General features: G+C 71.7%; 5 protein-coding genes and 1 pseudogene. All 6 read left to right on the top strand.

The annotated features are described in order from the left end of the window. Positions 1–448: 448 nt before the first annotated feature. Positions 449–1,066, top strand: coding sequence for an NADH-quinone oxidoreductase subunit I (locus ACGFJ7_RS10760; protein WP_360245708.1), 618 nt, complete (start codon positions 449–451; stop codon positions 1,064–1,066). Beyond that, positions 1,063–1,620 (top strand): annotated as a pseudogene (locus ACGFJ7_RS10755) (NADH-quinone oxidoreductase subunit J); the annotation flags it as partial. The gene ACGFJ7_RS10760 and the pseudogene ACGFJ7_RS10755, both read left to right, overlap by 4 nt. A 389-nt stretch (positions 1,621–2,009) precedes the next feature. After that, complete coding sequence (gene nuoK, locus ACGFJ7_RS10750; protein WP_360245705.1) at positions 2,010–2,390, top strand: NADH-quinone oxidoreductase subunit NuoK; 381 nt, start codon at positions 2,010–2,012, stop codon at positions 2,388–2,390. After that, entirely contained in the window at positions 2,387–4,282 is a 1,896-nt protein-coding gene (locus ACGFJ7_RS10745; RefSeq protein WP_392641969.1) for an NADH-quinone oxidoreductase subunit L, read from the top strand. The genes nuoK and ACGFJ7_RS10745 overlap by 4 nt, the downstream gene beginning before the upstream one ends. Continuing rightward, positions 4,279–5,739 (top strand): NADH-quinone oxidoreductase subunit M, encoded by a 1,461-nt coding sequence (locus tag ACGFJ7_RS10740; protein ID WP_360245699.1) that lies wholly within the window; start codon positions 4,279–4,281, stop codon positions 5,737–5,739. Before ACGFJ7_RS10745 ends, ACGFJ7_RS10740 begins: the two co-directional genes overlap by 4 nt. Continuing rightward, entirely contained in the window at positions 5,736–7,196 is a 1,461-nt protein-coding gene (locus tag ACGFJ7_RS10735; RefSeq protein ID WP_392641967.1) for an NADH-quinone oxidoreductase subunit N, read from the top strand. The genes ACGFJ7_RS10740 and ACGFJ7_RS10735 overlap by 4 nt, the downstream gene beginning before the upstream one ends. The last annotated feature ends 81 nt before the right edge of the window (positions 7,197–7,277 follow it).

Below are 7,277 nucleotides of genomic sequence, written 5' to 3'. Positions count from 1 at the left end.
CCACCAGGTACGACAAACTCGCCGTACGCTACGAAGCCACCCTCACCATCGCCGCCATCAACCAATGGCTCCGCGCACTACGAAACACGGCCTAGAAGGTCGGGAATGTAGACCCGATCCGTCGTCAGCTCGACTTCATTCGACTGACTGACAAATAGATGATCAGGGCAGCCACGCGTCAGCGTGGCACCCAAGATCAGAGCTAAGGACTGGTGGATGCTAGATGGAGCAGGGGTCACGTGCATTGCTCCGTCGAATAGTTCGCGGCGCACGCCATCCTCGGGAAACTGCTCAAGATCGCTGGAGGTCCAGTCGTCCTTCGGGGGCGTGTCGCTGGTCATAGCGCTCATAAATCGCCTCCCGGTATTTCCTGCCGCGTTCACCGTACCGGAAGATCTGGTGGGGGTGTGCTCGCGTCACTCGGCCGGACGGGGCAGGATGTCTCTTTGTGAGTGACGACGGGGAGCGCGGCACGCCCGGTAAGGGTCTGGTCCAAGGGCTCGCGGTCACGCTCAAGACGATGACCAAGCGGTCCACCACTCAGCAGTATCCCGATGTCGAGCCCGATCTGCCGCCGCGCAGCCGCGGTGTGATCGCTCTTCTCGAGGAGAACTGCACCGTCTGCATGCTCTGTGCGCGCGAGTGCCCGGACTGGTGCATCTACATCGACTCGCACAAGGAAGAGGTCGTCGTCCCGGGCGCCGCGCGGGCGCGTCAGCGCAACGTGCTTGATCGGTTCGACATCGACTTCTCGCTGTGCATGTACTGCGGCATCTGCATCGAGGTCTGCCCGTTCGACGCGCTGCATTGGACGCCCGAGTTCGAATACTCCGAGGTCGACGTCCTCGACCTGCTGCACGACAAGGACCGGCTGGGCGAGTGGATGCGCACCGTTCCGCCGCCGCCGGCCCACGATGTTCTCGGCGAGCCTTCGAAGGAGGAGGCCACGGCGCAACGCAAGGCCGCCGGTCCGGGTGCGGCCACTGCCGCCAAGACCGCCAGGCCTTCGGTACGCCGGACCGAGCGCCCCACCGCGCAGCGGCCGAACGCGGAGCCGGAGAAGTGACGGTCGCGGACGCGCTGATGCTGGCTCTCGGCGTGATCGCGGTCGGTTCGGGCGCCCTCGTCGTCACCAGCACCCATCTGGTCCGGGCCGGCCTCTACCTGGTGGTCAGCCTGGGCGCGATCGCCGGCCTCTACCTGGTGCTCGGCGCCGAACTGGTCGCCTGGGTGCAGGTTCTGGTCTATGTCGGCGCCGTCGTCGTGCTGCTCTTGTTCGCCGTCATGCTCACCCGGGCGCCGATCGGTCCCTCACCCGACCTGGACCGCCCGGCCGGGCCGGCCGCCCTGATCGGCGCCGGTGTCGGCCTGGGACTGTCCGTTCTGCTCATGGACGCGTTCCGCTGGACCCGCTACGAGCTGCCGCCGCCGGGCACCGGCCGCCGGGTCGGCGAGCAGATCTTCGGCGCCTGGGTGCTGCCGTTCGAAGTGCTCTCGATCCTGCTGCTGGCCGCCCTGGTCGGCGCGATCGTCCTCTCCCGCCCCGACATCGGCGCCCGCGGCGGCCCGGACCCGGCCGCCGTCGCGCCGCCGCCCAGCCCGATCGACGAGTCGCCCGAGGTGGTCGCCCGCCTGGAGCGGATCGCCGCCCGCCAGGCCGCCGCCCAGGCCCGCGTCCGCGCCCAGCACGCGGCTGAGGTCGCCGCGGCCAACCAGGCCGCCGCCGCCGAGAACGGCGCCGCGCAGAACGTCGCCACCGTGGTCGAGGCTCAGCCCGACCAGCGCCGCGACCCCTCGGAGATGACCCGCGACGAACTGCTCCGGCAGCAGGCCCACGACGTCGTCTTCCGCGCCCGCGAGGCCGGCCCGACGCTCGGCGGCGAGGATCCACCCCCGCCCGACACCGGCCCGCGCAAGGTGGAGAACACGGTCGGTGAGCCCATCCCCGACGAGGAGCAGCCGGCCCTGCCACCGCCCCCGCGCGAGCTTCCGAAGGGGGATGACGCCTGATGCACGCCGTCATCCCGTACGTGATCGCCGCTCTGCTCTTCGCCCTCGGGGTCTACGGCGTGCTGCGCCGGCGTAACGCGATCCTCGTGCTCATGGCGGTCGAGCTCATGCTCAACGCGGTCAATCTCATCCTGGTCGCGGCCGACGCGTCGATCAAGTCGACGCTCACCGGCGTCCAACCGGAAGCCTGGGCCTATCCCGCCGCCGAGCCCAAGGCCGGCGCGATCTTCGCGCTGTTCATCATCGTCATCGCGGCCGCCGAGGTCGGCGTCGGCCTGGCCATCGTGTTGCAGTACTACCGCCTGCGCCGCGCCGTGGTGCTCGACGACGTCGCGCTCCATGAGCACGAGCACGAGGACGAAGAGCGGGTGACCGGGTGATCGCCGCCTTGATTCCCGGCGTGCCGCTGCTGCTGGGCCTGATCGGACTGTTGCTGCCTCCGGGCGACGGTGAGCGACGCCGCCCGGCCGCCACCCTCGGTATCGCCGGGGCCGCCGCCGCACTGCTGGTGACCCTGGGCCTGTTGCTCTTCGCGCACAAGCCGATCGACGTGAGCACACACTGGGTGAGCATCGGCGGCATCGACCTGACCATCGGCTTCAGCGCCGGCGTCGCCGCCCTCTATGTCGCGCTCGCCGTCGCCACCGTCGCCCTCTTCGTGCAGATCTACTCGGTCGCCTATCTGCACGACGATCCGCGCTACGCCCCGTACGCGGCCCAGATCAGCCTTTTCACCGGCGCCATGCTGCTGGTCGTCACGTCCGGCGACCTGATCGGCGTGCTGGTCGGCTGGGAGGTGATGGGCGCCTGCTCGTACCTGCTGATCGGCCACGACCGCCGCCTGCCGGAGGCGCCCGCCGCCGCTGTGAAGGCGTTCCTGGTCACCCGCGTCGGCGACGTCGGATTCCTGCTCGGCGTCGCGATCCTGATCGCCGGGGCCGGCACCTCGCGGATCGCCGACCTGCTCACTCACGACTACTCCAGCGGCACCCTCACCGCCGCCCTGCTGCTGATCCTGGCCGGCGTGGCCGGCAAGAGCGCCCAGTTCCCGCTGCACACCTGGCTGCCCGACGCGATGGCCGGCCCCACGCCGATCTCGGCGCTGATCCACGCGGCCACGATGGTCGCCGCCGGTGTGTACGTGGTCTTCCGGCTCTACCCGCTCTACGACCAGTCGCCGGCCGCGCTGGCCACGCTCGGTGTCATGGCGGCCGTCACGATCCTGCTCGGCGCCCTCAGCGCGACCGCGCAGGACGACCTGAAGCGCGTCCTCGCCTGGTCGACGGTCAGCCAGATCGGCTACATGACCGGGGCGCTCGCCGTCGGCTCGCCCGCCGCCGCCCTGTTCCACCTGCTCACCCACGCCGCGTTCAAGGCGCTGCTCTTCCTCGCGGCCGGTGCCGTGATCCACGCGGTCGGCACCAACTACCTGTCCCGGATGGGCGGGCTGCGCGAGCACATGCCCGTGACGTTCTGGTCGTTCGTGGTGGGCCTGGGTGCGCTCGCCGGCGTACCCCCGCTGTCGGGTTTCTGGTCCAAGGAGAACGTGCTGACCGCGGCCGCCCATGCCACCGAGGGCGGCGAGACGGCGCCGGTGTGGGTCGGCTGGGTGGTCTGGCTGGCCGCCCTGTTCGCCGTTGCGATCACCGCCTGGTACGCGACCCGGCTCCTGCTCCGCGCCTTCTTCGGCATCTCGCGCGCGCACGGGCCCGACGGCCCGGACTGGGAGATCGGCTTCGACGACGCCCGCTACACCGCGCCGGCCACCCCGCACGACCCGCCGGGCGCGATGCGCTGGCCGATTCTGATCCTGGCCATCCCGGCCGCGCTGCTCGGCCTCGTCGCGTACGCGCCCGGCTTCCGCACCGCCCTCGAGATGGAAGATCCGCACTTGAGCGTCGCCCTCGTCCTGCCGTTGGTGCTGCTGGCGGCCGGCGCCGGCGCGGCCTGGTGGCTGTGGCGGGCGGTGCCCGGGGCCGACCCGGCCGAGGCGCTGGGCCCGGCCCGGCAGCTGTTCGCCTCCGGCTTCCATCTCGACGCGGTTCAGGACCGCTTGGTGGTACGGCCGGTACGCGCGCTCGCCGGAGTCGTCACCGCCACCGACGAGAAGGTGGTGGACGCGGCCGTCGAAGGCACCGGCACCGGAACCACCGGCGTCGGGAACGCGCTGGCCCTGGCCCACCGGGTGCCGCTGCCGGCCGCCGCCGTGGCCGTCCTCGCCGGCGCCCTGCTGCTCGGCGTCGTGGCCGTCTGGTTCGGAGCCGCCTCATGACGATCTACCAAGTCGCTCTGGTCGCCGTCGTGGCGCTGCCCGCCCTGGGCGCGGCCGTCGTGGCCCTCCTGCGCGACCGCACCGCCCGCATCGCCGGCACCGCCTTCGCCGCGGTCACGCTCCTGCCGATCATCCTGCTGCCCTTCGCGCGGTCCTCGTCGGGTGGTGGCCTCTGGACCGAGGTGGACGTCTCCTGGGTCCCGGCGCTGCACCTCGACTTCCACCTCGGCGTGGACGGCGTCTCCTACCCGCTCGTCGCGTTGACCGGCCTGTTGACGGTGCTCTGCACGGCGTACCTCCAAAAAAGCTCCGGTCGTGCCCTGACCGCCCTGCTGTTGGTCCTCGAAGCCGGCATAGCCGGCACCTTCCTGGCTTTCGACCTCATCCTGTTCTTCCTGTTCTTCGAGGTCGTGCTGCTTCCCATGTACGCCGTGATCGCCGGCTGGGGTGGCGAGGACCGGCGCCGGGCGGCCCGCAAGTTCGTGCTCTACACCCTGTTCGGCTCGGTGTTCCTGCTGCTCGGCGTCGTCACCGTCGCGGTATCCGCCGGCAGCGCCGACCTGGCCGAGCTGGCCGGCGGGGCCGGACTCGACCGCACCACCCAGTACGCGGTCTTCACCCTGCTCGCCATCGCCTTCGCGGTGAAGGCCCCGCTCTGGCCGCTGCACACGTGGCTGCCCGACGCGCACACCCAGGCCCCCACCGTCGGTTCGGTGATCCTGGCCGGCGTGCTGCTCAAGATGGGCACCTACGGCCTCATCCGGGTCGGCGTCGGCGTGGCCCCGCTCGGCGCCGAGAAGGCCGCGCCCGTGCTGGGCGTCCTGGCCGTGGCGGCGATCCTGGCCGGCTCCCTGATCTGCCTGCGCCAGACCGAACTGAAGCGGCTGATCGCCTACTCCAGCGTCGGGCACATGGGCTTCGTGCTGCTCGGCATCGCCACCCTGAGCGAGACCGGCCTCCAGGCGGCGCTGCTCGGCAACGTCGCCCACGGGCTCATCACCGGTCTCCTGTTCTTCCTGGCCGGAGCGATCAAGGACCGGGCCCACACCGGTGAGCTGTCCCAGCTCGGCGGTCTGCGCGAGACGGCGCCCCGGCTGGCCGGCCTGCTCGGCTTCGCCGCCATCGCCTCCCTCGGCCTGCCCGGCCTGGCCGGTTTCTGGGGCGAGGCCTTCGCCGTGGTGGCCGCGGTCCAGCGCGGCGGCGGCCTGTGGACGACCCTGGCCGTGCTCGCGGCGATCGGCGGCGCGCTGACCGCCGCGTACTTCCTGCGCCTTCTCCGCCGGGTGACCCACGGCCCCGCCTTCGAACCGGGCTCCCTCATGCCGGCCGTCACCGGCCGCGAATGGCTGGCCTGGTCGCCGCTGGCCGTGCTGACCCTGGTCGTGGGGCTCGCGCCGGCCCTGGTGCTGATCGCGACGAGCGCACCCATGCGAGCCCTGACGGAGGCCCTGCCATGACGGCGCAGACTGTCGATCACGTCTCGCTGCTGCCGCTCTACGCCGCGGCGGGCACCGCTGTCCTCGTACTCCTGGCCGACCTGCTCTTCTCCTCCCGGCCCGCGATCTTCACCGCGCTGGCGGCCGGCGGCGTCGCCACCGCGGTCAGCGCGATCGTCGTCGGCGGCTCCCGGGCCGGCACCTTCTGCGCGGGAACCTCCTGCTCCTGGGTGCCGAGCCCACTGGCCATGGTGGCCGCCGTCGTCTTCGCCGGCCTGACCGTCGGCGTACTCGGGCTGTCCGTACCGTCCCTGAGGATCGGCACGGCCCCGGCGGGGGAGTACTGCTTCCTGCTCGCCTGCTCGATGACCGGCGGCGTGGTGGTCGGCTACGCCGGTGACCTCATCACCCTGATCGTCGGCGTGGAGACGCTGACCCTGCCGCTCTACCTGCTCGTCGGCCTGCGCCGCTTCGCGCCCGGTGAAAAGATCAGCACGGCCTCGGCCTCCGCCTCGGTCACGTTCTTCCTGATCAGCGTCGTGTCGACGGCGATCGCGCTGCTCGGCGCGGCCCTGAACTACGCGGCCACCGGCGCCCTGCACCTCGACCGCCTCATCGACGGAACCGGCCCGTTCGCACCGGTGGCCGACGCCGGGGTGGCGCTGCTGGTGATCGGTCTGGCCTTCAAGGTGGCGGCGGTGCCGCTGCACGCGTGGGCCCCGGCCACCTACGAGGGCGCGCCCCTGCCGGTCGCGACCTACCTGTCGACGGCCTCGAAGCTGGGCGGTGTGCTGGCTCTGGCCGCGATCGTGTCCCGGGTCGACGCGACCGCGCTGACCGGCGTCCTGGCCGTCCTGACGATGACTGTGGGTAACCTGGTCGCGCTCCGGCAGAGCCGGATGGTGCGCCTGCTGGCGTGGTCGTCGATCGCCCAGGCCGGCTACATCCTGGCCGCGCTGGCGCTGGGCGAGGCCGGGGTGGCGGCCGCGGCGGCGTACTCCGTCTTCTTCGTGGTGCTGGAGCTGATCGCCTTCGGCGCGGTGGTGGCCCTGCGGGCGCCGGGCGCGGACGGCGGGTCGCTGACGGCCTATCGAGGGGCGGGAAGGCGCTCACCGTGGCTGGGGGCGGCGCTGGTGCTGGCCTTCGCGGGCCTGGCCGGGCTGCCGCCGGGTCTGGCCGGCCTGTTCGCCAAGGTCACGGTGGTGGACGCCCTGATCGACAACGGGCACGGGTGGCTGGCCGGGGTGGTGGCGCTGAACGCGGTGATCGGTTTGGCGTATTACGTACGGGTGTCGGCGCTGCTCTACACAAAAGCCGAGGCGCCGGGCATCTCGGTCGCCGACCCGGCCCTGCTGGAGGCGGCCACGCACCCGCGCCGGCCGGTGTCCCGATCCGTCGGCTTCGTCCTGGCGGCGGCCTCGCTGGTGGCGGTGGGCCTCGGCTTCGCCCCACAGCTGCTCTTCGACGCCCTGACCTAGGGTTCCTCAGCGAACTCACAGTCCGTGACGGATGAATTCCCCGGCGGGCGATGTTCCATGGAATGCGGACCTCACCCGGTC

Source organism: Actinoplanes sp. NPDC048988 (assembly GCF_043197815.1).
Taxonomy (GTDB): domain Bacteria; phylum Actinomycetota; class Actinomycetes; order Mycobacteriales; family Micromonosporaceae; genus Actinoplanes.
The sequence above is the reverse complement of the archived record's forward strand: the minus strand, read 5'-3'. Positions and strand labels throughout refer to the sequence as shown.